This window comes from Mucilaginibacter sp. 14171R-50 (assembly GCF_010093045.1).
In the GTDB taxonomy this organism is placed as follows: Bacteria; Bacteroidota; Bacteroidia; order Sphingobacteriales; family Sphingobacteriaceae; genus Mucilaginibacter.
This window is the reverse complement of the sequence record NZ_CP048115.1, coordinates 1,634,726-1,659,122: the sequence shown is the minus strand read 5'-3', so window position 1 is coordinate 1,659,122 and position 24,397 is coordinate 1,634,726. Positions and strand designations below refer to the sequence as shown.

Annotated in this window: 20 protein-coding genes; 8 read left to right on the top strand and 12 right to left on the bottom strand. The window is 46.1% G+C overall.

Features of this window, described 5'->3' with window-relative positions:
* Nucleotides 1-226 precede the first annotated feature (226 nt).
* The gene (gene serS / locus GWR56_RS07755) at nucleotides 227-1,498 is read right to left on the bottom strand and encodes a serine--tRNA ligase (RefSeq protein WP_162430555.1); all 1,272 of its coding nucleotides are present in this window, start codon (nucleotides 1,496-1,498) and stop codon (nucleotides 227-229) included.
* Nucleotides 1,499-1,616: 118 nt separating this feature from the next.
* Here serS and rsmI point away from each other — a divergent pair, with 118 nt between their 5' ends.
* Nucleotides 1,617-2,336, top strand: coding sequence for a 16S rRNA (cytidine(1402)-2'-O)-methyltransferase (rsmI, locus tag GWR56_RS07750; protein WP_162430554.1), 720 nt, complete (start codon nucleotides 1,617-1,619; stop codon nucleotides 2,334-2,336).
* A 223-nt stretch (nucleotides 2,337-2,559) separates the two neighbouring features.
* Nucleotides 2,560-4,170: an apolipoprotein N-acyltransferase gene (gene lnt, locus GWR56_RS07745; RefSeq protein ID WP_162430553.1), complete on the top strand. Its 1,611-nt coding sequence runs from the start codon at nucleotides 2,560-2,562 to the stop codon at nucleotides 4,168-4,170.
* 128 nt (nucleotides 4,171-4,298) lie between these two features.
* Here lnt and GWR56_RS07740 read toward each other — a convergent pair whose 3' ends face one another.
* From GWR56_RS07740 to GWR56_RS07720, 5 genes are read right to left on the bottom strand one after another with little or no spacing between them, the layout of a single operon-like run.
* Nucleotides 4,299-5,162 carry an N-acetylglucosamine kinase gene (locus GWR56_RS07740; RefSeq protein ID WP_162430552.1) on the bottom strand — a complete coding sequence of 288 codons (864 nt, stop codon included), beginning with the start codon at nucleotides 5,160-5,162 and terminating at the stop codon, nucleotides 4,299-4,301.
* Entirely contained in the window at nucleotides 5,159-5,542 is a 384-nt protein-coding gene (locus GWR56_RS07735; RefSeq protein ID WP_162430551.1) for a response regulator, read from the bottom strand. Before GWR56_RS07735 ends, GWR56_RS07740 begins: the two co-directional genes overlap by 4 nt.
* A gap of 37 nt (nucleotides 5,543-5,579) precedes the next feature.
* On the bottom strand, nucleotides 5,580-6,842 hold the full coding sequence (locus GWR56_RS07730; RefSeq protein ID WP_238395329.1) for a TolC family protein: 1,263 nt from the start codon (nucleotides 6,840-6,842) through the stop codon (nucleotides 5,580-5,582).
* 59 nt (nucleotides 6,843-6,901) lie between these two features.
* Nucleotides 6,902-10,030, bottom strand: a complete 3,129-nt coding sequence (locus GWR56_RS07725) for an efflux RND transporter permease subunit (protein WP_162430549.1) — start codon at nucleotides 10,028-10,030, stop codon at nucleotides 6,902-6,904.
* A 6-nt stretch (nucleotides 10,031-10,036) separates the two neighbouring features.
* Nucleotides 10,037-11,110, bottom strand: a complete 1,074-nt coding sequence (locus GWR56_RS07720) for an efflux RND transporter periplasmic adaptor subunit (protein ID WP_162430548.1) — start codon at nucleotides 11,108-11,110, stop codon at nucleotides 10,037-10,039.
* 255 nt (nucleotides 11,111-11,365) lie between these two features.
* Here GWR56_RS07720 and GWR56_RS07715 point away from each other — a divergent pair, with 255 nt between their 5' ends.
* The 3 genes from GWR56_RS07715 to GWR56_RS07705 all read left to right on the top strand — a co-directional run bounded on the left by GWR56_RS07715 (nucleotide 11,366) and on the right by GWR56_RS07705 (nucleotide 14,187).
* Nucleotides 11,366-13,156, top strand: a complete 1,791-nt coding sequence (locus tag GWR56_RS07715; RefSeq protein WP_162430547.1) for a M61 family metallopeptidase — start codon at nucleotides 11,366-11,368, stop codon at nucleotides 13,154-13,156.
* Nucleotides 13,157-13,306: 150 nt separating this feature from the next.
* Nucleotides 13,307-13,462 (top strand): lmo0937 family membrane protein, encoded by a 156-nt coding sequence (locus GWR56_RS07710; protein ID WP_162430546.1) that lies wholly within the window; start codon nucleotides 13,307-13,309, stop codon nucleotides 13,460-13,462.
* Nucleotides 13,463-13,506: 44 nt separating this feature from the next.
* Nucleotides 13,507-14,187: a PAS domain S-box protein gene (locus GWR56_RS07705; RefSeq protein WP_162430545.1), complete on the top strand. Its 681-nt coding sequence runs from the start codon at nucleotides 13,507-13,509 to the stop codon at nucleotides 14,185-14,187.
* A gap of 55 nt (nucleotides 14,188-14,242) precedes the next feature.
* On the opposite strand, the gene GWR56_RS07700 is transcribed toward GWR56_RS07705, so the two are convergent.
* Entirely contained in the window at nucleotides 14,243-16,189 is a 1,947-nt protein-coding gene (locus GWR56_RS07700) for a M56 family metallopeptidase (RefSeq protein WP_162430544.1), read from the bottom strand.
* 2 nt (nucleotides 16,190-16,191) lie between these two features.
* The gene (locus tag GWR56_RS07695) at nucleotides 16,192-16,563 is read right to left on the bottom strand and encodes a BlaI/MecI/CopY family transcriptional regulator (protein WP_162430543.1); all 372 of its coding nucleotides are present in this window, start codon (nucleotides 16,561-16,563) and stop codon (nucleotides 16,192-16,194) included.
* A gap of 129 nt (nucleotides 16,564-16,692) precedes the next feature.
* Here GWR56_RS07695 and GWR56_RS07690 point away from each other — a divergent pair, with 129 nt between their 5' ends.
* Nucleotides 16,693-18,096, top strand: coding sequence for an MBL fold metallo-hydrolase RNA specificity domain-containing protein (locus GWR56_RS07690; protein WP_162430542.1), 1,404 nt, complete (start codon nucleotides 16,693-16,695; stop codon nucleotides 18,094-18,096).
* Nucleotides 18,097-18,155: 59 nt separating this feature from the next.
* Here the strand turns inward: GWR56_RS07690 and GWR56_RS07685 are convergent, their stop codons facing one another.
* Together GWR56_RS07685 and GWR56_RS07680 are read right to left on the bottom strand one after the other, a co-directional pair.
* Entirely contained in the window at nucleotides 18,156-18,965 is an 810-nt protein-coding gene (locus GWR56_RS07685) for a hypothetical protein (RefSeq protein ID WP_162429148.1), read from the bottom strand.
* 197 nt (nucleotides 18,966-19,162) lie between these two features.
* On the bottom strand, nucleotides 19,163-20,125 hold the full coding sequence (locus tag GWR56_RS07680; RefSeq protein WP_162430541.1) for an isopenicillin N synthase family oxygenase: 963 nt from the start codon (nucleotides 20,123-20,125) through the stop codon (nucleotides 19,163-19,165).
* Nucleotides 20,126-20,300: 175 nt separating this feature from the next.
* Between GWR56_RS07680 and GWR56_RS07675 the strand changes: the two genes are divergently transcribed.
* Nucleotides 20,301-21,938: a DUF6600 domain-containing protein gene (locus GWR56_RS07675; protein ID WP_162430540.1), complete on the top strand. Its 1,638-nt coding sequence runs from the start codon at nucleotides 20,301-20,303 to the stop codon at nucleotides 21,936-21,938.
* A gap of 68 nt (nucleotides 21,939-22,006) precedes the next feature.
* Here GWR56_RS07675 and GWR56_RS07670 read toward each other — a convergent pair whose 3' ends face one another.
* Together GWR56_RS07670 and GWR56_RS07665 are read right to left on the bottom strand one after the other, a co-directional pair.
* Nucleotides 22,007-22,852: a ferritin-like domain-containing protein gene (locus GWR56_RS07670; RefSeq protein WP_162430539.1), complete on the bottom strand. Its 846-nt coding sequence runs from the start codon at nucleotides 22,850-22,852 to the stop codon at nucleotides 22,007-22,009.
* A 12-nt stretch (nucleotides 22,853-22,864) separates the two neighbouring features.
* The gene (locus GWR56_RS07665; RefSeq protein WP_162430538.1) at nucleotides 22,865-23,557 is read right to left on the bottom strand and encodes a ferritin-like domain-containing protein; all 693 of its coding nucleotides are present in this window, start codon (nucleotides 23,555-23,557) and stop codon (nucleotides 22,865-22,867) included.
* A 403-nt stretch (nucleotides 23,558-23,960) separates the two neighbouring features.
* Here GWR56_RS07665 and GWR56_RS07660 point away from each other — a divergent pair, with 403 nt between their 5' ends.
* On the top strand, nucleotides 23,961-24,272 hold the full coding sequence (locus tag GWR56_RS07660) for a hypothetical protein (RefSeq protein ID WP_162430537.1): 312 nt from the start codon (nucleotides 23,961-23,963) through the stop codon (nucleotides 24,270-24,272).
* Nucleotides 24,273-24,397 lie beyond the last annotated feature (125 nt).

The following is a 24,397-nucleotide window of genomic DNA, read 5'->3' as shown; positions in this document are numbered from 1 at the left end:
TTTTAAGCGCGAATTGTATGTATTTAGTTTGCAAAAAATATAAGAATTGCGCAATGAGCCCCGCCCACACCAATATTGTCCAAACCTTTGCAGAAATCTCATCACTTCCTTGCCAGGTCATTGTAAGCATACACGCCCCAAAAAAAGCGATTATTGATGGCAATAAATTAATTATAAATAATAACTGCGCTATCTTTTTAGGGTCGCGATCGCTCATATTCACACCTTAATCTATCCACTCAAACTTTGTATAAGGTACCAGCACCTCGGGCACTTTAATGCCTTTGTCTGTTTGATTGTTCTCTAATAAAGTAGCCACAATACGCGGCAGGGCCAGGGCGCTTCCGTTAAGGGTGTGGGCTAATTGGGTTTTACCCTCGGCATTACGGAAACGTAGTTTTAGCCTGTTGCTTTGGAACGTCTCGAAGTTTGAAACAGACGATACTTCCAGCCAGCGTTGCTGCGCCGCGCTCCAGGTTTCCATATCATAGGTAAGGGCCGATGCAAAACCCATATCGCCGCCGCAAAGGCGCAATACACGGTATGGCAAGCCAAGCTTTTGCAGCAAACCCTGCACGTGGGCGCTCATATCCTCCAGTACTTGGTACGATTCATCCGGGCGCACAACTTGTACTATTTCTACTTTATCAAACTGGTGCAGGCGGTTAAGGCCACGTACATGTGCTCCATACGAGCCCGCCTCACGGCGGAAGCATGGCGTATGTCCGCAATTTTTAACGGGCAATTCTTCGCCCTTTAAAATTACGTCGCGGTATAAGTTGGTTATTGGCACTTCGGCGGTAGGGATCAGGTACAAATTATCCAAGCCCACAAAATACATTTGCCCTTCTTTATCCGGCAATTGCCCGGTGCCAAAACCTGATGCTTCGTTCACCATCAGTGGCAAGCTCACTTCGCTATACCCGGCTTTTTCAGCTTCGTCAATAAAAAAGTTGATCAGCGCGCGCTGTAATTTGGCGCCCTTATTTTTGTACACCGGGAATCCCGCGCCGGTTATTTTAACACCCAGCTCAAAATCTATCAGATCATATTTAGCAGCAAGTTCCCAGTGCGGCAGGGCATTGTCAGGTAGCACGGGTTTGTTGCCGCTTTCAAGCACTACTTCGTTCTCTTCGGGCGTGAGACCTTTAGGCACAGACGCATGCGGCAAATTGGGCAATAAAATAATTTTTTGATACAGGCTTTCTTCAATAGTGGCAAGCTGCTCATCTAATTTTTTGATATTCTCCTTGGCGTTGCCGGTGTTGGCCTTAAGTTGTTCCGCTTCCGCTTTTTTACCCGCGCGCATCAGTTCGCCAATTTGTTTGGCACCCTGATTTGCTGCCGCTTTGGATTCTTCACTTTCGCGCTGCGCTGCCAGCCGTTCATTATCCAAACGGATAATTTCATCAACCAATTCGGGCTGTTTAAAATTTTTTACAGCCAAACGCTCTAAAACCTGTTCCCTGTTATCGCGGATATAACTAACTTGCAGCATTGATTTTATTTTAAAAGGCAAATATAACAGTTTGCAGTTTGCCGTAGGCAGTTTACAGCTTTTTTGTAAATGGTAACCGTATGGCGCTGCGAACTGCGAACCAAAAACTGCGAACTGAATGCCCGGTAAACTCTATTTAGTACCCACCCCTATTGGCAACCTGGAGGATATGACCTTTAGGGCTATCCGTATTTTAAAAGAGGCTGACCTTATACTGGCTGAAGATACACGCACCTCTGCCCCCATGCTGAAGCATTTCGACATACAGAACAAGGTGTTCGCTCATCATCAGCATAACGAGCATCAAAGCAGTAACGAGATCATTAAATTTTTGCTGATGGGCCAGAATATCGCGCTGATAAGTGACGCCGGTACGCCTGCCATATCCGACCCGGGGTTTTTCCTGGTGCGCGAGGCATTAAAATATAATATCGCGGTTGAATGCCTGCCCGGCGCAACAGCTTTTGTACCAGCGTTGGTAAACTCGGGCTTCCCTACAGATAAATTTTGCTTTGAGGGGTTTTTGCCGCTGAAAAAAGGGCGCCAAACCCGCTATAAATTACTGGCTACAGAAGAACGCACCATTATACTTTACGAGTCGCCCCACCGTTTATTGAAGACGCTGGATGAAATGATCACCTTTTTTGGAGCCGACCGCCAGCTTTCCGTATCGCGTGAGCTTACCAAAATGTTTGAAGAAACTGTACGCGGCACGGTTGCCGAGGTGAAAACCTATTTTGAAACCCACCCGTTAAAAGGCGAATTTGTGATGTGTATTGCCGGCGCCGCACCTGCCGGGGGTAAGAAAAAGAAATATGCAGAGGAGGAGGAAGATTAAAAGCCTGATCCTGCCCTCTCCAAACGAGAGGGTTCTAACACGTCATCGCCAGGCACGAAGCAATCTCTTCCGCCGTTGTTGGTGTTGTCACCAACAACTTTTAGGACTGATTGACGGTATGGTTTTATTGCATAGCGGCTTGTTGGTGACAACACCAACAAGGGCGAGTACATGTCCTAAAGAGATTGCTTCGTACCTCGCGATGACGTATATTAAATAACAAATGAAAAAAAACCTGTTACTCTCCATATTTTCCGGCTTGCTGCTTTGGGTGGCCTGGCCGCCTACGCGATACACCACTTTTTTCCTTTTTACGGCGTTAGGGCCGATGCTGCTGGCAATGGAAAACATCATCCAATCAACAGCTACAGGCAAGGGTAAAAAGATCTTTAATACCACCTTCATTGGCTTCTTTATCTGGAATACGCTTTGTATTTACTGGGTTTATAATTCATTGAAGATTATAGGCCCTGTTGTAGCGGTACCCATAACGTTGATACCTTATGCGCTGGGTCCACTGCTGATGGCTACAGCCTGCTGGCTATATTACCGGGCGCGGCTTATTACACCACGGCCAATAGCGCTGGCAGTGCTGGTGTGTTTTTGGATAGGGTACGAATACCTGCACCAAAGCTGGGATCTTAACTTCCCCTGGATGACGCTGGGCAATGGCTTTGCTACATCGCATAAGTGGGTGCAGTGGTATGAGTATACAGGGGTTTACGGAGGAACAATCTGGGTTTGGGTGATCAATATCCTGCTGTTTTTGCTTTACACCGGCTTAAGCGAGGGGCAGCCTGTACACACGCGCAGAAAAATCATTATTGCCTTTACGCTGGTGCTGATACTTCCTTTAGGTTTATCACTATATAAATATTATAGCTACAAAGAGCAGGTTAACCCATCCAACATTGTGGTGGTGCAGCCTAATATCGATCCGTATGAAAAGGAAGGCACTATACCGGTGCAAGAGCAGATAGCAACGCTTACCCATTTGTCCGATTCCATCGGTCAGCAAAACACCGAATATTTTATCTGGCCCGAAACCGCCATTCCGCAGGAAATAAACGAAGACCGCATTTACGCCGATAATTCGTACATGCAGGTAAGGCATTTCCTTTCAAAATACAAAAACGGTAATGTTTTAACCGGGGGCGAAACTTATAAAATGTATAATAAAAGGGCTACCTCAACCGCGGCCCCTATGCCCGAAGGCGCGATGTTTTACGATAGATTCAGCACGGCTATCAATATCGAAAATTCGTCTAAAGTGCAGTTTTATCATAAATCGAGATTGGTACCCGGAGCGGAATCATTACCTTTTGGCAATACGCTATCGTTCCTGAAACCTGTATTTGAGCATTTGGGCGGTGCAACCGGCGCTTATGGCATGCAAACCGAGCCCGGGGTATTTTACTCGCAAAGCGGAATAGGCGTAACACCTGTTATCTGCTACGAATCTATCTGGGGCGGGTGGATCGCAAAATCGATAAAACAAGGTTCACAATTTATTGCTGTTATCACCAATGACGGCTGGTGGGAAAATACCTCGGGTAAAGACCAGCACCTGGATTATGCCAAACTGCGCGCCATCGAAACCCGCCGTTGGGTTTGCCGCTCTGCCAACACCGGCATCTCGGCATTTATTAACCAGCGCGGTGATATTGTGCAGCAAAGCAAGTGGTGGGTGCGTACCGCGCTTAAACAGGACATCAACCTGAATTCGGATATTACGTTTTATGTTGAGTACGGCGATTACCTGCCTAAGGCGGCAAGCATATTAGCCGTGCTGGGTATATTTTTGATAGGCATCAAAAAAGGGTTTAAACATTAACAAAGTGTTCACGTTCGGCGCACGTGAACACCGTGAACACACGTGAACGCTTTATTATCAGCGTTTTAGGTTTTTCACTACTGACAAAGTAGCGCCACCAATTTATTGATTGAGTATCTTATAACTGATTAAAGCTGCGCTTGCGCGTCTCTCTTCAAAATAAACTCCAGCAGGTCAACTATCGGCTGGCGGATGATCTTACCGACATGCACTCCATTCTGATCGCAAACGGCTTTAAGTTCATCGGCAAATACATAAGCTATCGACCCTACAAAATGGCACTTAAATTTATCGTACTGCGGGTACGATTTGATGTTGGTATCAACAAATTCCTGCAGGCCGCGTTTGATCAGGTCCTGCGCATAAAAAGTGGACCTGACGGGCGATAAAAATTTCGAGAACGATGCGAGGTAAGAGTTTGCCCGGGGTTTCTGGTACACGTTTGTGATAACGTCCTCTTTGGTAAGGTGGTACGCTTCTTTAAATTTGGCATGGATATCATCGGGCATATTGCCATACAGGTAATCGGTTACCAGTGCCTTGCCAAACCACGTACCGGAGCCTTCGTCACCAAGGGCGTACCCCAGGCCATGCTGCCCGTCGTGTATATCCTCACCATCAAAAAAAGAAATGTTTGAGCCGGTGCCCAATACGCAGCATATCCCTTTTTCGCGGCCGCAGGTGGCGTAAGCGGATGCCAACAGGTCGCTATCAACACTTACATACGCGCCCGGAAACAAGCTGCTGATGGCGTTTGACACTATCTCGTGCCTGTCAGGGCTGGAGCAGCCCGCGCCAAAAAAGTATATTTCGCTTATATCAGGGGCCATAGCTATCATACTCGGCACCTGGTCCTGCAGTATCCTGGCAATTTCTTTTTCCGTTAAAAAATAAGGGTTAAGTCCGGCAGATTTGAACGCGCGGTTCGGTTCCCCGGGGATAGATAAAAGCCAGTCTGTTTTTGATGATCCGCTATCTGCTACTAATATCATGTACAAAGTTCCTCAAGCGCCTGGTGGGTTAGCGGTTTATGAACAAAACGGGCCACATATTTATTGCTTTTTGAGTTGTTCATGTCGGTTGGATCGAGCGATGACGAAAGCATAAATATTTTTACCACTTCTTTGTTGTCAAGCTCAAGCGACTCGTACTCCTGTAAAAATTCAAAGCCCGACATTATGGGCATGCGTATATCCAGGAAAATCGCGTCGGGTTTTACCGTACCATCACGAAGGGCGTTTATAGCCTCCTGCGGCGATTGTATTACAATTATGTTATCTGCGAAGTTGCCGCTCTCCAAAATCTTGCGCGTAACAAAGTTGTCAATATAATTGTCATCAATGAGCAGGCATGTATTAAAGTGAACAGGCATTGTTCAAAAATAATCTTTTAATACAATTAAATATATATTATTGAATATTTATACTGTTAGTTATCTGTTGCAGTGTCACTTCGGCCATTTTAGACTGGTATTGCGCCGAAAAAAACTTTGATTGCGCATCCAGGTAGTTTCTTTGCGCTTCGCGGATCTCTAACTGTGTGATGTTGCCAATTTTATATTTTTCCAAAGAAATTTCGAGATTTTTACGGGCCAATTCAACGCTGGATTGCCCTATTCGTACCAAATCTAAGCCCGACAGGTAGGCAACATAAAAATTACTTATCTGCGCTTCTACATCCAGCCTTATTTGCTTGGTATTGATATCGGCATTAGCTATCTGCAATTTTGCATTACGCTCGCGGCGCCATTGGTTAAGCCCGTCGAAGATATTGATAGATGCTGTTAAGCCATAGGCCAGGCCGTGGGCATTCTGGCTAAGCGTAAAGCCCGCCGGTGTTTTACTGTTGCTGAACGTATAGCCCGATGTTAAACCAATTACCGGGTACCGGGCTGATTTTACCTGCCTTAGGTTGATCTCGGCCAGTCGCTTATTTATTTGTGATGCCAGTATATCGGCATTTTGCGCCTGCGCTTTGGCCAGTATATCGCCCAGTACCAGGCTGCTGTTCACAACAATGGTATCACCTACACTAAAATCTGTTTGCAGATCGCGCACCAGCAGTTGGTTAAGCTGTATTTTGGTTGTTTTAAACTGCTGCAGCTGGGTTATCAGGTTGGCGGTATCAGTATTCAGGTTAACCTGCGCGTTGTAAACATCCAGCTTTGATACCCTGCCAACCGTAAACTTATCGTTTGAATAACGCAGCTGCGTTCGGGATATATCAATTGCCCCGCGCAGTGCCTTTATCTGCTCGTTCTGGCTGATCAGGCTATAGTAGGTAGTTATAACGTTAGCCACCGTATTTTGTATGGTATCCTGTAAGCGCAAGGCGCCGAGCTTATCCAGCTCCTTTAGCATGTCGTAATTGGCAAACATAGCAAAGCCGTCAAAGATCGTCCAGTTTAGGTTAACCCCGTAATTGTTGTTGCTATTGTTGGCAGTTAAATTATTTACGGTACCATCGTTGCGGGTTTGCTTAATTTTCTGGTTGCTTTTGTTCAGCGTAGCATCGCCGGTTACCAATGGCAAAAAGCCGGCGTTTCCTAAAGTAACGTTATTGCTGGCTATGGCCGCGTTGTTTTGCGATAGCTTGATATTATAGTTATTCTGCAAAGCTATTTCAACAGCATCTTTCAGCGTAAGCAAAGGCGCATTCTGTGCTTTTACCATGGACGTAAAGGCGATAGCGCAAAAAATCAAGCAAATTATTTTTTTAATATTCATATTGCTTAAAGTTTTTCAATAAGTAAAGGCGGCTTAGTTTCTGAAACGGCTTCATCTTCGGGTTCATGGTCGGGGTCGCGGCGTGTTTTTGATGCAAATACCATGTACATGGTTGGTATAACATATAATGTTAATACCAGCGAAAACAACATACCGCCGATAATTACTATACCTAACGATACACGGCTTTTTGCCCCCGCGCCAAGGGCCAGCGCAATAGGCACAGACCCTAATACCACGGCAAGGCTTGTCATTAAAATGGGCCTTAAACGCGATGTTGCGGCTTCTACAACAGCATCGTATTTATTAAGGCCGGCCTCCATACGCTGGTTGGCAAATTCCACTATCAATATACCATTTTTTGTTACCAGCCCTACAAGGGTAATAATACCTATCTGGCTAAATATGTTAAATGTCTGATCGAACAGCCAAAGGGATATGAAGGCCCCCGATATGGCCAGCGGTACGGTTAGCATCACAATAAACGGGTCTACAAAGCTTTCAAACTGCGCTGCAAGCACCAGGTATATCAGCAGCAGCGCAAATAAGAAGGCGAAGGCGATATTCGACGATCCCTCGGCAAAATCGCGCGACGGGCCTGTAAGCGAGGTGCTAAAGGTATCGTCAAGCAGCTGTTTAGATATGCGGTTCATTTCGGCAATACCATCGCCCACGGTTTGCCCCGGCGCAAGGCCTGCCTGTACCGTTGCCGACTTAAACCTGTTAAAGTGATATATAGATGGCGGGCTGGCGCTTTCGGTTACCTTAACTACGTTATCCAGCTGTACCAGGTTGCCTTTACTGCTGCGCACGTAAACCGATTTAAGGTCAAGCGGCTGATCGCGGTTAGCCCTATCAACCTGTGCAATTACCTGGTACTGCTTACCGTTGATCAGGAAATAATCTAACCGGCCGCCGCTGTAATAAAGCTGCAGGGTTTGCGCAATGTCATCTACAGAAACGCCCAGGTCCCGTGCGCGGTCGCGGTCGGTAATCACCCTCAATTCGGGTTTGGTAAATTTCAAATTAACATCCGTGCCCTGGAAGACGGGGCTTTTTGATACTTCGGCAAAAAAATCGGGCAGCACCTTACGGATCTTTTCAAAATCCTGGTTTTGTATGACAAACTGTACCGGCAGCGATGTACGCGCGCCGCTACCGCCACCGCTGATGGTTTGCTCCTGCACCACTATGGCACGTGCATCGGGCATACGGCTAAGCTTTTTATTCAGCCAGTCGGCAATATCCTGCTGGCTGCGCTCTCGCTCATTGGGCGGAACAAGCCCTATACGGCCAAAACCCGAGTTGGCCGAACCACCACCGCCCCATGAAGGGGACACGATCTCGAGGTTCACATTGGCCTCGGGTATCGAATCGGCTACCAGGTTGGCAACTTTATCCATGTAGCGGGTCATGTACTCGTAAGTGGCGCCTTCAGAGCCGGTTACCGAATAGCGAAGCAGGCTGCGGTCGTCAAGCGGGGCCAGTTCTGACGGGGTTATTTTAAACAACACCGCGGTAAGCAGCAACGAGCCGCCAAGTATCACAAACGATACCCACTTTTTCTTCATGAAGTTAACCAGCGTTTCGGTATAGCCGTTGGTCATGTTCACAAAAAAGGGCTCGGTCATTTCATAAAACTTCGATTTCTTTTGACTTTTGCGGATAAGCTTTACGTTGAGCATAGGTGTTAACGATAGCGACACAAATGCCGATATCAACACCGCCCCGGCTACCACTACGGCAAATTCGCGAAACAACCTGCCGGTAAAGCCTTGTAAAAATATGATGGGTAAAAATACCGCGGCCAGGGTAACCGAGGTGGATACTACCGCGAAAAATATTTCGGCCGATCCTTCGAACGCCGCTTTGCGGATAGCCATGCCGGCCTCAACCTTTTTGTAGATATTTTCGGTAACCACAATACCATCATCTACCACAAGCCCCGTGGCCAGCACTATACCCAGCAGTGTTAAAATATTGATGGAAAAACCAAATACGTACATGATAAAGAATGCGCCGATCAGCGACACTGGTATATCTATCAGCGGGCGAAAAGCGATGAGCCAATCCCTGAAGAACAGGTAAATGATAATTACCACCAGTATGAACGATATCAGCAATGTTTCCTTTACCTCGGTTATGGAGTTGTTGATAAACCTTGTATTATCCAAAGCTACCTTTACAGAAATATCGGGCGGCAGGTCCTTTTTGATCTGCTCCAGCCGCTTATAAAAATCTTTGGCTATTTGCACGTAATTGGCGCCCGGCTGGGGCACTACCGCCAGGCCAACCATAGGCACGCCCGACTCTTTTAACGATGTTTCTTCATTGGCAGATCCTAACACAGCGTAACCCACATCATCAAGCCTTATCACGCGGTTACTGTCGGCACGAATGATCAGGTTATTAAAATCTTTTTCGCTGGTTAATTTGCCAAGCGCACGGATGGTTATTTCGGTATTGTTACCTTCAATTTTACCTGCGGGCAGTTCAACGTTCTCACGGGATAAAGCGGCGCCTATATCGGTAGCGGTAAGCCCTAGGGCCGACAGTTTGTTAGGGTCTATCCATAAACGCATGGCGTACTGGCGCTGACCCTGTATGTTGATGGCGCTTACCCCAGGGATGGTTTGTAAGCCTTCCTGCAAAACGTTCTCGGCATAATCATTTACCTGGGTTATGTTACGGGTGGTACTGCTAACGGTAAGCGTAATGATGTTATCGGCGCTGGCATCGGCCTTATTTACCACCGGCGGGGCGTTTATATCCTGCGGCAGCTGGCGCTGTGCCTGCCCCACTTTATCGCGCACATCGTTGGCGGCGGTTTCCAGGTCGGCATCCAGTTCAAATTCAATCGTGATATTACTTGACCCTACCGAACTTGTTGATGATATATTACGGATACCCGGCACACCATTTATCGCTTTCTCCAGCGGCTCGGTGATCTGCGATTCGATAACATCTGAGTTAGCGCCCGAGTAGCTGGTTGATACCGATATGATGGGCGGATCTACCGAAGGAAAATCGCGTACGCCTAAAAATTTATAGCCAATAACCCCAAATACAACTATCACAACAGACATAACTGTTGCCAATACGGGCCTTTTTATACTTACCGAGGATAAACTCATAATGGGTTACTTGATAACTTTAAGGATCTTTAATGGAGATTTAGGCCGAATTTGTATCAGGCCGGATACCACGATACTATCCCCTGCCTTTAGCCCCTCAATGATCTGGATCTTGGTATCGGTACGCAGGTCTGTTTTCACATTTTGGGCAACGGCTATACCGTTTTTATAAAGATATACCTTGCTGCTCTTCAGATCCGGGATAACGCACTCGGTAGGCACCATAATGGTTTTTGGTATCTGGTCGAGCGTTAGGTTGATCTTGGCGAAAGAGCCTGCCCTAAGTATATTTTTAGGGTTGGGTGCCTTGGCCCTGACCGTGATGGTGCGCGAGTTGGCATCCAGTGCGGGCTCAATGGCATATACCGTGGCGTTGAATGTTTCCCTTGAGCTTTCAACCGTAAAGGTAACCTTGCTCCCTTTGCCAATAATAGGCAGATAACGCTCGGGCACCGAAAAGGTGACCTTGGCCGGGTCAATATTTACCAGGGTGGCAATTGGTGTTGAAGGCGACAGGTATCCACCCGGGCTTACATTCCTTAAACCAATAACGCCCGAGAACGGCGCACGTATCTCTGTACGGGCAATTTGCGCCCTGATAACATCAGCCTGCGCCTTCATCGAATTTAATGACGACAGCGAAGTTTCATACTCCTCCTTGCTTACCGCCTCTTTTTCTAATAATATTTTGTTGCGGTTATTGATATCCCGGGCAAGCACCATCTGTGCCTGGTTTTGCTGTAACGAGGCCTGCAGATCCTGGTTGTAAACCTTCACCAGTAACTGGCCCTTATTAACATGCTCGCCCTCGGTAAAGTATATTCCGGTAATGTTGCCCGCCGTCTGGCTTATCAGGTTAACCTTTTCGTTGGCATCAATAGTACCGGTAATATCTATCTGGTTGCTTAAAGTGGTATCTTTTACCACCATCACATTAACAGTTACAGGGCCGTTCTTTTTTTTACCCTTACCGGCCGTTGCCGCGCTGTTTTGTTTAGCCTTTTTACTAAAAAACTTATTATAAACTAAAAATGCAACAAGCAGTGCCAGCAATGTGTATATAACGTATTTTGTTTTCATATAAGCTTGTTGGTACGGTATTGTTTATATCCCTTAATTATTACTTGTTAGTGTTTATATATGGCTGATGCCGCCATATAAATATAGATGTTTACACATGGATGCAGCACAATTATTGCTTTATGTGCCTGCTTTCTCTTACGAGTTTGCAATATTAACGGCTTAAAAATCAAATTGATTACATGTATCAACCATTTTACAACGGCAGCGGTTTTTGCCGGTTTAATTAAAAACATAAATTTTATAACTTGCCACATGAAAAAATTTCAACTAACAGCACTGGTTTATTTAATATTGTTTTTTATGAGTACTACACCCGGCAAAGCAGCTGGAATAGCTAAAATTTCGTACACCGTTAGCTTTCCGGAAGCGCAGGCCCATTATGTAGACGTAGAAATGAATATTACAGGCCTTGCGCAGCCCTCGCTCGAGGTTAAAATGCCCGTTTGGGCGCCCGGCTCGTACCTGGTAAGGGAGTTTGCCAAAAATATTGAATCGCTAAGCGTTTCTGCCAATGGCAAAGCCGTGCCGGCTCCCAAGATCAACAAAAACACCTGGCGTATAAATACCGCGGGCCATTCGTCGGTAACGGTAAAATACAAGGTTTACGCGTTCGAGCTATCGGTACGCACCAGCTTTATCGATGTATCGCACGCTTTCCTGTCAACCACCGGGATCTTCCTGTTCCCTAAAGGCATGCTGAACCAGCCCTCCACCATCACCATAAAACCTTATAAAGACTGGAATAAGGTATCTACCAGTTTAGAAATGGTTAAGGGCGATGTATTCACGCGCACGGCACCAAATTATGATATCCTATACGATTCGCCGCTTGAAATAGGCACCCAGGATGTGTTTGATTTTGACGTTGACGGCACCCATTATGAAGTGGCCATGTATGGCGGCGGTAACTACGATAAAGAGCGCCTTAAGGTGGATATGGCGAAAATCATCCGCGCGGAGGCAGCTATATATGGCGAAAACCCAAACAAGCATTACACTTTTATAGTGCATAACAAGCAGCGTAACGGCGGTGGCTTAGAACATCTTAGCTCTACTGTATTAGGCGCCTCGCGCGATCAGTATGGTAACGAGCGCGGCTACCGCGGCTTTTTAGGCCTGGTTGCGCACGAGCATTTTCACTTATGGAATGTAAAGCGCCTTCGCCCGATAGCTTTAGGCCCGTTTGATTACGATAACGAAAATTATACCACCAACCTGTGGATAGCCGAAGGCTTTACCGCCTACTACCAGAACCTTGCTTTACGCTATGCCGACCTTACAAACGCGGAGGGCTTTTTAGGCGACATGGCCGGTGATATCAACACGGTGGAGAACCAGCCCGGCACCAAGGTGCAGCCGCTGGCCGAATCAAGCTTTGATGCCTGGATAAAAGGCTATCGCCCTAACGAAAACTCGTATAATACCGGCATATCCTATTACGACAAAGGAGCGGTAGTGGGCATGTTGTTAGACCTGGCGATCATCAACGGCAGCAACGGCAAATACAGCTTAAATGATGTAATGCGGTATATGTATAACACCTATTACAAAACAAAAAAACGCGGTTATACAGATGCTGAGTTTAAAGCCGGCTTTGAAAAGTTTGCAGGCAGCAACCTTGATGATTTTTACGCTAAATATATAAACGGTTTAGCACCGATTGATTACAATAAATATCTTGGCTATGCAGGCTATAAACTGGTAGACGCACTTGCCGAAACCAATGAACCGACTTTAGGTGTATTTACAAATCAACGCAATATCATCAGCACCGTAATACGCGATGGGGCGGGCTGGGTTGACGGCTTAAACGTTGGCGACCAGATAACTCATATTGACGACACCCCGGTTACCGACCTTGCCGCTGCAATTAAGGACAAAAAGGCAGGCGATAAAATTGTGGTAACTGTTAGCCGCGATGGGCAGGGCTATAAAATACCGGTTACTTTAAAACGTAACACCGCCGTTAAATACAGCATTACCGAACTGCCAAACCCTACACCACAGCAACTTGCAGTGCGGAAAAAATGGTTAAAACTGTAAAAGTCTGATCCTCATCTCAGGCCCCCTGTATGTAAAAGTACAGGGGGCTTTTTATTGTCTTGTCGCCAGCCGGTTTATGGCCGGGTCAAAAAATATAAAACATTTTTAACGCACTTGTTATTATTACAACAAGTCAAAAAAATGTTAATTATGAATTCATTACTTTATATTATAGCTGTAATACTGGTAATTTGCTGGGCAATCGGCTTTTTTCTTTCCGCTGTAGGCAGCCTTATACACCTGCTTTTAGTTATTGCTGTAATTGCCGTTATCCTTGCCATCATACGCAGGCCTACAGCCATATAATATCAATCAAGCGCAAAACTTTCCGTTCCGTTACAACTACTGATATGAAAATACCCTTTACCCCACAACTGCTTGGCGACCTGATAGAAAAAGGATACACCCACGTACTGGCCAGCACCGTGGCCGATGGGCACACCAACCTGGTGCTGAAACCTGTGCGGGAAAAGCCAAAGCTAAATAACCTGCCCAGCGGTTTCGAGACCTTCTATAAAATAACCCGCGAACCTATGCAGATGGCCTGCGGCGTGGAAGATGTAATTATTGAAGTTGATTACGCCACGCTTAACCAGCAAATAACCGGTGAAGATGTTTTTGAGGACAGCTACTTTAGGATGAGCGAAGATTTTTTCAGGCAGGTGCTGGATAGCCTTGAGGATTACGCGGTGTTTACCACCGACAAAAATGGCGACGTTAATAGCTGGAACAGTGGTGCCGAACGGGTTTTAGGTTATACCGAAAATGAAGCTATGGGGTTATGCGCCGATGTTTTTTTCACCCCCGAAGATGTTGCCAAAGGCGCGCCCGCCCACGAGCTTGTAACAGCCCTAAATGATGGCCGCGCTATTGACGAGCGTTATCATGTACGTAAAAATGGTTCGCGTTTTTGGGGAAGCGGCCTGGTTTTCCCGCTGTTTGATGAAGAAGGACATCACCGCGGCTTCACTAAAATTATGCGCAACCTGCGCGAGCAGGAACAGGCCAAAGCCGAAGGCTCCGATCTTTAACCTAAAAAGCCAGGCTGTATAACAGCCCGGCCGTTTTAAACTATACTGACTTTACTTATTTAATATTAATCTTTTTCTTTTTGGTTGTTATAAGTATAACTCCATTCTCACCATTTTTGCCGTAAAGGCTTATTGCTGATCTATCCTTTAAAACCGTTATACTCTCTATTTCGTTAGCCGGCAATACCGACATTTCCTCCTGTTTAATTATTTTGCCGTTAAGCACATATAATGGTACGGTGCCATAGCCGTTGCGCACCTTTATCAACGGTGTTACCTGGTTGGTATCTAAAGCATTATCAGGCGCGGCATAAGGTACATAACCTGTTTTTGTTTCTTTTTCATCATCAACCGCCAACGAAAAATTTATAGGCAGGCTATACGCAACCCTAACTGTATGCCCGTTTTGCAGGCCGGGCCTCCAGGCCGGGCTAAGGTTCATTACCCTAAGCGCTTCTTTGTCAATATCGGGGCTTACACCTCTTATCACCCGTATTCCGCTTAACGATCCGTCCTTCTCTACCACAAAGGTTACGATAACCCTGCCCTGAATATTCGCATCCCGCGCCGGTTTAGGATATTTAACGTTTTTGCCCAGCCACTCGCTGAAAGCCTTGTCGCCTCCGGGGAAAACCGGCGATTGTTCAACCGCGGTAAATACCGGGCTACCCTCGCTGCTTGCCGGCTCGCCTGTTGATGTTAGTTTATTGCCCAGGGAAAAAGTAATAGGCACAGTATACTGTACGCGCACCTTTCTGCCGTTCTGTACCCCCGGTTTCCATTTCGGCGATGTTTTTAGCACCCTTACTGCTTCTTCATCGGTACCGCTGCCTACCCCCCGTAACACTCTGATATCGCTTAACGACCCATCAGTTTCAACCACGAAATTTACAACTACGCGACCCTCAACCTTATTTTTGCGTGCCTCGGCAGGATATTTAAGATTTTTACTTAGGAAACGGCTAAAAGCTGCCTGACCACCGGGAAATCCTGGCGAATGCTCAACCGCGGTAAAAACCTGCGTCTTATTTTCCTTCGGAATAGTATCAGCAGGTAATTTATCGGTCTTTGGGTCGAATGTAATTATGGTGGTTTTGTAGGTGGTATCTGCCAGTACGGCTTTGGCAGGGCTGGCAAATACCTCCGCGGCTTTGTCGTGTATGGTTTCAACAGCCTTGCTATTGCTTATAGTTGCCGACGATAATATCAGCATTAATATAAATAAGGGGGCCGATAAGCCATATTTAATCAGTTTTATGCGTTGCGATCTGTTTTTTTGTAACATCATAATGCGCTTTTTTAAAAGGCTATGGTTAAAAAACGGCGTAACCAAGCTGTGTGTGGTGGTATCAAAGGTTTGGCTTAGCAGCAATAACGCGTAATCGGTTTTGCTGGTGCCAGCTTTAAGCGTGTGCATATCGGCTATATATTCGTGCACATGTTTTATAGCAAAGCGGTACAGGTACACAACGGGGTTGAACCAATTGATGATCATTACCGCTTCTATGATCAGCACATCGGCCGAGTGGAACTGCCGGGCATGCACCATTTCGTGGTTTTGTATCACATCCTTACCGCTTATCCCTTCGTTAACTTTTATCTTGTTAAAAAAAGAGTAAGATGCCGATGGGGCGGGGTCTTTAATTATCCGCCTTAGTATTATTAACTGTACTGCTAATTTTACAGCTAAAGCTATTACGCCCAGCGTATAAAGTACCAGTAATACCTGCCCAACGGTAACAGGGTTATCTTTTATAGGCGCTATATCTGTTATGGTGATGGCATTGCTGCCGTATATGGTGTACTGTACCTGCTGCGTAATAAATAAGCTTTTAACCCAATCGCTTTGTATAAGCGGAATAAAAAACGAAAGTATGGCCGTACCAACCAGGTAAATGCGGTTTAGCTGAAAAAACGTTTCGCGACGCAGCATTAACGAATAGAACCCGAAAAACAGCGTGAGGTAAATATTTACCAGCAATAAATAATGCCACCAGTTCATAACTATTTATCTTTAAGTTTCTCAATCAGTTTCATGATCTCATCGGCCTCCTTCAGGTTTATTTTCTCCTTTTTCACAAAAAACGACAATATCCTGTTCACCGAGTTATCAAAATATCCGGTAAGTAATTTTTCGGCCGCGAAGTTCTTATAATCTTCTTTGCTTACAACCGGGTAATATTCGTGGCTCTTGCCAAAAGCGTTATGGTCTACAAACCCTTTGGTCTCTAAAATTCTGATAATGGTTGATACGGTGTTATAAGCGGGTTTCGGCTCGGGCAAAACATCTAAAACATCTTTTACAAATCCTTTTTCCAGCTGCCACAACACCTGCATAATCTGCTCTTCGGCCCGGGTTAAATCTTTTATTTCCATTTACTTAAGATGATTATTATCTGTAAAGCTAAGGTATATCATATAAATCAAAATAACAACTAAATGTTTAGTTTATTTTTGAATAAACTTTTATTTGTCTATTTGGTTGTCTATCACAACTAATTATCAATGGATATCACCTTTCACGGAGCCGCCCGTAATGTAACCGGCAGCAAACATTTACTACGCTTACAGGATGGCACAAGCGTACTTTTAGATTGTGGCATGTTTCAGGGCCTTGGCGAACAAACCGAGGACATGAACGAACACTTTGGGTTTAACCCCAAAAAAGTCGACTATCTTATTTTATCGCATGCGCATATCGATCATTGCGGGCTGATACCCCGTTTGGTAAAAGAAGGTTTTGAGGGGCAGATATTTTGCACTGCGGCAACCATGGACCTGGCCCGGATCCTACTGATGGATTCGGCCAAGATACAAATGCAGGATGTGGAGTACAGCAACAAGCACCGGGCGCGCAAGGGGCAGCCGCTGCTTGAGGCCTTATACACAGAAGATGATGCTATAGCAGCGCTGGGGTTGTTTAAGATAGTTGACTATCATGAAGAGTACGCCATTACACCGCGCCTTAAATTCAAGTTTACGGATGCCGGCCATGTGCTTGGCAGCGCCGCGGTACATATTACCGTTTTAGAGGATGCCAGAGAAACCCGGATAACTTTTAGCGGTGATGTGGGCAGGTACGGCGACCTGCTGCTGAAAAGCCCTCAAACTTTTGAGCAGGCTGATTATATCTTGCTTGAATCGACCTACGGCGACAGCCTGCATAAAGATATCGGCCCTGTTGAAGACGCCCTGTTAGATATCATTAAACAAACCTGCGGCATAAAAAACGGCAAGGTGATAATACCTGCTTTTAGCGTAGGGCGCACACAGGAGCTACTGTATGCTTTAAATGCACTGGAACTTAAAGGCGTATTGCCCGATGTACCCTATTATGTAGATAGCCCCCTATCAGAAAAAGCCACCCAGGTTTTAAAGGACCACCCTGAAGAGTACAACAGGAATGTAAAAGAGGTGCTGAAGGTTGATGCCGATCCGTTTGGCTTTAAGGGGTTAAGGTTTATACAATCAACCGAGGAATCTATCGCGCTTAATGACGATGCAAGGCCATGCGTTATCATATCATCATCGGGCATGGCCGAAGCCGGCCGCGTAAAACATCATATAAAAAACAATATAAGCAACCAAAAAAATACCATACTGATGGTTGGCTACGCCGAACCAAACTCGCTGGGTGGCAGGCTCGCCCGAGGCGAAAAGGAAGTGTATATTTTTGGCGAACCATACCAGGTTAACGCCGAAGTGCGATCCATCAAAAGCATGAGCGCTCACGGCGATTACGAAGACCTAATGCACTTTTTATCCTGCCAGGACCCTAAGCTGGTAAAAAAGCTTTTCCTGGTACACGGTGAATATGAGGTGCAGCAGCACTTCGCCGAAAAGCTAAAAGAAAAGGGTTTTGATGATATACAGATCCCCTACCAGCACGAGAAAGTGGTATTGGAATAAATTAACTTGTAAACAAGGAAGCCCGTAAACCGGGGCTTCCTTGTTTAATTGCCCCCCGCTTATCGCAACATAACATTAGCACATTGGCCTGCCATTACCTGTACGGTTTGACTGGTGCTGTAGGTTGGCGGCGTTACTCCGTCTAACCCTTTCAAAAAGTACACCTTTCCAGTTACGGTATATCGGCCCGGCGCAAGGTCAACGGTATAACAATACCGCGCCCCGCATGATGGTGCAGAAGTATAATGGCCGCCAAAAATTGAATTGGTGCTTGAAACGCCAACTACGTCTACATACATTACATTTATCCCCTGTGGTTTCCAACCATATTCTGTTTGGTTGGTCCATACAATAAGGCTGCCCTTTGCAGGCTGGCCTGAACCACCGCCGTTTCCTGTACCCGTACCGCCGCCGTTTCCGGTACCCGTACCCCCGCCGCCTGTACCGGTGCCGCCGCTGCCCGATCCGCAGGGCCAGATGTTACTTTTTATATATTCGGTTTCCTGGTTATTAACCGTCCCCTGGGCCGGCACACCTACTATTAGCTTTCCGTTCTTCATCCTTAAAGGGAAAACTATGGTTTGGCCGCCAACAACAAATGTCATGGTAGATGCGCCCGCGTTATAGGTGCCTGTTGTTGCTGCGCCACCGCTACAGGCAATAGCTGTGGTACCGCTAAGTTTTAAGTAAGCATTTCCCTGTCCATCGTTGCGGGCCCAGGTAGCTTCCATGTCGGCTGAGCTGCCTGTTCCGCCCGTTTCCTCGGTGTCTTCGCTGTTGTCGTCCCCGGTTGATTCCTTTTGGCAGGAAACTGCAAATAAAACGACAAATAAAATTGAAAAAATGGTTGTGAGCCTTAAGTACTTCATAAGCTGAATTGTGTTTGATATGAGGATTTAGAGTTCCTTTACAAAGATGCCTCTGCCCTGTTTCGCGCGCAATACTTACTTATGGGTATATTCTATTTTGGGTGATTTCACGTATATCCGGGGTGATTTCACGTGTATCGGAAGGTTTTAAAGCAAGAAGCCCCCATATCGGGGGCTTCTCGTTTATCGTCTATTTACTACTTCTTCAAGCCAATTTCCCGTAAACGCTCGTCCAGGTATTCACCGGCGGTGATGTCTGTGTAAAGCTTGGGGTGCTGCTCATCGATGGTTGATGGCAGGCTGGTAAGCTCCATACTAACTTTTGGGTGCAGGAAGAACGGCACCGAAAAGCGGGAGTTCTTCATTTGCTCGCGCGGCGGGTTAACTACCCTGTGTGTGGTAGATTTTAACTTGTTATTGGTTAAGCGCTGCAGCATATCGCCTACGTTCACTACCAGGTCTTCGCCAAAGGCAGTAACCGGGAACCATGTGTTATCGCGGGTAAGCAATTCAAGCCCGTCGGCACTGGCGCCTATCAAAAGGGTTATCAGGTTAATATCTTCGTGTGCGCCTGCACGCACTGCATCATCAGGCAAGGCATCAGGGTTTTCTATCGGAAAGTAATGCAGCGTACGCAATATCGAGTTGCCATTATGTACCTTATCGTCAAAATACCCTTCATCAAGCCCCAAGTAAACCGCTATGGCCCGCAACAAATGGGTGCCTGCCGCTTCCAGCTTTTTATACACCTCTAAGGTAGTGCTGTTAAATTCGGGCAATTCAGCCACCATAATGTTATCGGGGTACGTTGCTTTTATCGGGTCGTCATCAGTTACCGTCTGGCCAATCTGCCAAAACTCCTTCAGGTCGGGCACTTTAAAACCTTTTGCGGTTTCCTTATTTTTACCTGTGTAACCGCGCTGGCCGGCAAGGCCAGGTATCTCGTATTTCAATTTTACTTCTTCCGGCAGGGCAAAAAGCGCTTTTACCTGTGTGTAAAGCTTATCGATAAGCTCTTTACTAAGACCATGGTTGGTGATAGTTACAAAGCCGGTTTCGTTAAAGGCTTTCCCAATACTATCAGAAAAAGCCTTACGTTCGTCGGCGGTACCATTTATATAAGTATTAAGGTCGAGGCGGGGGATATTTACTGTACTCATAGTTTCAATATTAAACGCCAAAATTATCTAAATCCGCGCAGATATACCGGCTGCGTTGATAAATATATTAGCACATGTAATTATTTTATGACATTGGCTATAAAACATTTACGGTGTTAAACGTTTGTGGTTAAATCAAGTCGAATACAGTATACCAGCTATTAAATCTCGCAGTATGAAAATCTTAAATAAAATATGGGGGATAAGCTTATTGGCAGTTATGCTGATAATGTCCGCACCGAATAAAACCTTAGCCCAGCAAGAGGGCGAATATATATCCGACCAGGAGTTTTACGACGAGTTAGAGCCCTATGGTACCTGGATAGAAGACCCGCAGTATGGTACCGTTTGGGTGCCCGATGTTGAGGAAAACTTTAGGCCATACGCCACCCGTGGCTACTGGGCCATGACCAATTACGGTAACACCTGGGTATCTGAATATCCGTGGGGATGGGCAACCTTCCACTACGGCCGGTGGCATTTTGATAACTATTATGGTTGGGAATGGGTACCCGGGAACGAGTGGGCGCCTGCATGGGTTACCTGGCGTGATGGCGGCGGCTACTACGGCTGGGCACCAATGGAGCCCGGAACAACGTTTGAAGCATCAATTGATGATAGCTACAGTGTACCTAACGACTACTGGGTTTTTGCACCATACGCTTATATAAATTACACCAATGTATATAATTATTATGTACCGTATATCCGTGTAAGGTACATTATCAGAAACACCCATTGGATGCGCAACAGGGTTACCTATAATAATCACTGGTATAACGCCGGCCCGCGCCGCGAAGAAATACAGCGTTATAGCCATCGCCCGGTACGTGTGTATAATATCAATAACGTAAGCCGGCCGTCGCGCATTACGGTTAGCAACAACACTATTAACTTGTACAGGCCAACTGTTAAGCATAACACCAATGCGCGCCCGGCCCGTGTGGTAGATGGTGCCGCTTATAAACAGCAAAACCCGGCCCACCGTATTGCTAATACCGATAACAGAAGGGGGACGGTTTACAATGCCACAAACGCCGCTAAACTGGCCGAAACGGCAAAAACAAGCACGCCTGATTCGAGATTGGTGAGGATTAGCACTAATGTAGACGGCCGTGGCGCTGCCAATCCAGGCCGCCCTCAGCGGCCCGCCGTTGCAACACGTGATGAAGCAGGTAACGAAGGCCGTACAAACCGCCCGGCAATTACAGGCGATACACGCCAGCAACGGGCTATTGACAGGCAGCAGGGTGTGGTTCAACGCGATCAGATACGTGAGCAGCAACAAAAAGCACGTGAGCAACAGGCTGAACAACAAAGACAGCAGCTTGACCAGCTACGCCAGCAACAGCAAACAGACCGGCAGCACCGTGCAAGCCGCGATGCTGCTGAAAGCCAGCAAAAGGAACAGGCACAACAGCAACGCCAGCAGGTTTTAGAGCAGCAAAGGCAGCAGCAACAAGAACAGCAGCGCCAACAACAACAAGTTAGGGAGCAGCAGGAGCAGCAGCGTAAACAGCAACAAGTTCAGGAGCAGCAACAGGTGCGTGAGCAGCATAGGCAGCAGCAGGACCAACAACGCCAGCAACAGCAGGAGCAACAAAGACAACAGCAGCAACAAGCCCGCGAGCAACAAAGACAGCAGCAGGAGCAGCAACGCCAGCAGCAGGAACAGCAACGCCAGCAGCAACAAGAGCAGCAGCGCCAGCAGCAGCAGCAAGCCCGTGAGCAGCAAAGGCAGCAGCAGGAACAGCAACGCCAGCAGCAGCAACAACAACAGCCTCGCGACGCGCACCGCGGAACGCGAAACTAATGCGATATATAACAAAAAGGGGCGACCGGTTAAACCGGTCGCCCCTTTTTATTTGGCAACAATGTAAATTAACTCACAATAAATGATCCTACCAAAAGGTCGAGCACTGCCTGTTTCTCCAACGGTTCGTCAAACGAGGCTGTAGCTATCCTTATGCTGTTGTTAAGGTCGGTTAAATTAACAGGGCCTTGTACCGTATTTTCTTCACCAGCATAATTGCCGTTCACTCTTGCATCGCCGGTATCGTTACCCAAATGTGTAGTGCTTTGTATATATGGCCGTGTAGTGGTGCTTTGGCCAAGATCATACCTGAGCTGACGTATTGCAGCCGCATGTCGTGCTTCAACGGCATGGATAGATAAAGCCGCGGTTAATACCACCTGATTACCAATTAAGCTGGGCGCCTGGCCTTTGTAAGCCCGCACGCCGGTATCTTCAAATACCTGTGCAACAGTTAAAAAAGTAGGAAAATCTGTTAATGCCGCTTTGAACGGGCCGTTACCGCTACCATTACCGCCAGACAGGTCGATATTTGGTTTAGCTACAGGTGTTCCGTTTAGGGAAGTGATCACCTTTTTTAAAAATGCAACGTGCGCGTTTTCGTCCCTCGTTATTGGCGCTATATACGCGCGGTTTGCAGCCGGTATAACGTTTGCAGCCGTAGCTTGATTATAATATTCGGCTTCAAGGTATTCTAATGTTAAAGCAAAATTTAAAACACTTACAACATCAGATGCAGGTGCTGCTCCGTAGGCTTTTTTAAACATGGTGCCCAGGGCAAATGGCAAAGCAGCCACAGCTACCTTTGAGCCAAAACTGGTTATGTTTTTGATAGCGGCACGGCGGGGGTTCAATCTTTCGTGTATTTCCGGATCGACCTTTTCTATTTCGTCTATTATATTAAATAAATTCATGGCGATGTTTGATTATGGTTTGTAGTTATAATTAACGGCACTTACCTTAGTTTTCAGGTAAGTATTGGCTTGTGTAAGCACTTCAGCAATTGAAGCCGCTTTGTTTAGTCCGTCGCTGTTTACCTGGTCGGCCGGGACAAAGCTGCCCGGGCTTATCAGGTTAGAAATTAAAGCAGCATGCCTTGCCTCAACCGATACAATCTTTCCCGCAATAGTTAGGTATCCTGCATCTTTTATTAAATAACCGGCCCCATCATAAGCCTGTACGCCTAAATCTTCGAATGCCTTTGCTGCCATCAATACGTTATTACGACTGCCAAAGTCAATCTTGCTAAAGTCGGGGGTTAAAGCACCGATTGCTTTACTGCCTAAGGCTTTCTTGAAAAAGTCGCGGTGTAGTACCTCATGATCGCGGATATCAGTTAAATAAGCCGTTTCAATTGAATTCATACCGCTGTAAGGAGTGGCCACAACCTGTAAATAAAAGGCTGCTTCTAACTGCTCAAGGGCATAAGCATAGTTCAATATCCCGAAGTCGTCCATACCGATATCGGTTGCTGATGAATTGTTCGGAATTACTTTATCCTTGCTACAGGATGCCGCGCCCATAACAGCTATAGCTGCCGCGCCTGCGCCGGCATAGCGCAAAAACGACCTCCTGGCCATGTTTGCCCCGCCGGTGGTTGGGTTAAATTCTGTTTTCATAGTTGATGTTTTAGTAAAATTTATAAGATTATTACCTCCATTTACGAACAAAGTTTTAACAGGGATTTAAAAAACTATCGTTTATAGCAAATAGGAGTGCGAAAGTTAAAGCACAAAAAAAGGCCGAAAAACTCTCGCAGTATTTCGGCCCTACATCTACCTATGAAAAACTCCCTTTGAGAAGGGTTGTTAAATAATATACAAAAGCAATGCCTTTTACCAAAAACCGTTTGGCAAACGCAAAAACGCATGTTTATATATCGCTCCAAACTTTATGATGTAGAAATTGGTTCTCACTGTGTAGAAAATTATTTACCACGGTATTAACTTATGCGCACATTTTTGTTGCACATCCGTATGATAAATATTAGAAACTTATTATAACTAACAATGTTACAGTAGTATGGATTACAATGTGTATTTATTGGCTACCGATCCCAACAATCCTTGCAGGGATGTGATACACTCAAGAGACACCGGGTTAAAGATCCGGGTTTTTTGCCTTAGTGAAGATAAGTTTAGCCCTAGCGACAGCGAAATTCAATTATACGGATATGCGCATGGTAAGCTTTATGCTTTTGAAACCATCAATATTACCGCAGATGATGCGCTTGATGTGGTGAGCGCGATACAATGGTATGCCGACTATATTGAGTACCCGGATATGGAAATTTTACCTGAAGACCCCCGCGGCAGCAAAAATATAGCGATGTGATCACCTGCAACGGGCTGTATATCTATTATTTATAAATAATTTAAATTATTTTTTGACGTATTGACTGCAAATTCTATATTTGCAGTCCCAAAACGAACAAGGCACGTTGCACAACGTTGACGGTA

Coding starts and splice junctions, on each gene's coding strand:
- GWR56_RS07710 (WP_162430546.1), top strand. CDS start 13,307: ATGAATTCATTACTTTATATTATAGCTGTAATACTGGTAATTTGCTGG.
- GWR56_RS07700 (WP_162430544.1), bottom strand. CDS start 16,189: ATGAACTGGTGGCATTATTTATTGCTGGTAAATATTTACCTCACGCTG.
- GWR56_RS07735 (WP_162430551.1), bottom strand. CDS start 5,542: ATGCCTGTTCACTTTAATACATGCCTGCTCATTGATGACAATTATATT.
- rsmI (WP_162430554.1), top strand. CDS start 1,617: ATGCCCGGTAAACTCTATTTAGTACCCACCCCTATTGGCAACCTGGAG.
- GWR56_RS07685 (WP_162429148.1), bottom strand. CDS start 18,965: ATGAAGTACTTAAGGCTCACAACCATTTTTTCAATTTTATTTGTCGTT.
- GWR56_RS07740 (WP_162430552.1), bottom strand. CDS start 5,162: ATGATATTAGTAGCAGATAGCGGATCATCAAAAACAGACTGGCTTTTA.
- GWR56_RS07695 (WP_162430543.1), bottom strand. CDS start 16,563: ATGGAAATAAAAGATTTAACCCGGGCCGAAGAGCAGATTATGCAGGTG.
- GWR56_RS07665 (WP_162430538.1), bottom strand. CDS start 23,557: ATGAAAACAGAATTTAACCCAACCACCGGCGGGGCAAACATGGCCAGG.
- GWR56_RS07725 (WP_162430549.1), bottom strand. CDS start 10,030: ATGAGTTTATCCTCGGTAAGTATAAAAAGGCCCGTATTGGCAACAGTT.
- GWR56_RS07670 (WP_162430539.1), bottom strand. CDS start 22,852: ATGAATTTATTTAATATAATAGACGAAATAGAAAAGGTCGATCCGGAA.
- GWR56_RS07705 (WP_162430545.1), top strand. CDS start 13,507: ATGAAAATACCCTTTACCCCACAACTGCTTGGCGACCTGATAGAAAAA.
- GWR56_RS07675 (WP_162430540.1), top strand. CDS start 20,301: ATGAAAATCTTAAATAAAATATGGGGGATAAGCTTATTGGCAGTTATG.
- GWR56_RS07730 (WP_238395329.1), bottom strand. CDS start 6,842: ATGGTAAAAGCACAGAATGCGCCTTTGCTTACGCTGAAAGATGCTGTT.
- GWR56_RS07715 (WP_162430547.1), top strand. CDS start 11,366: ATGAAAAAATTTCAACTAACAGCACTGGTTTATTTAATATTGTTTTTT.
- serS (WP_162430555.1), bottom strand. CDS start 1,498: ATGCTGCAAGTTAGTTATATCCGCGATAACAGGGAACAGGTTTTAGAG.
- GWR56_RS07660 (WP_162430537.1), top strand. CDS start 23,961: ATGGATTACAATGTGTATTTATTGGCTACCGATCCCAACAATCCTTGC.
- GWR56_RS07720 (WP_162430548.1), bottom strand. CDS start 11,110: ATGAAAACAAAATACGTTATATACACATTGCTGGCACTGCTTGTTGCA.
- lnt (WP_162430553.1), top strand. CDS start 2,560: ATGAAAAAAAACCTGTTACTCTCCATATTTTCCGGCTTGCTGCTTTGG.
- GWR56_RS07690 (WP_162430542.1), top strand. CDS start 16,693: ATGGATATCACCTTTCACGGAGCCGCCCGTAATGTAACCGGCAGCAAA.
- GWR56_RS07680 (WP_162430541.1), bottom strand. CDS start 20,125: ATGAGTACAGTAAATATCCCCCGCCTCGACCTTAATACTTATATAAAT.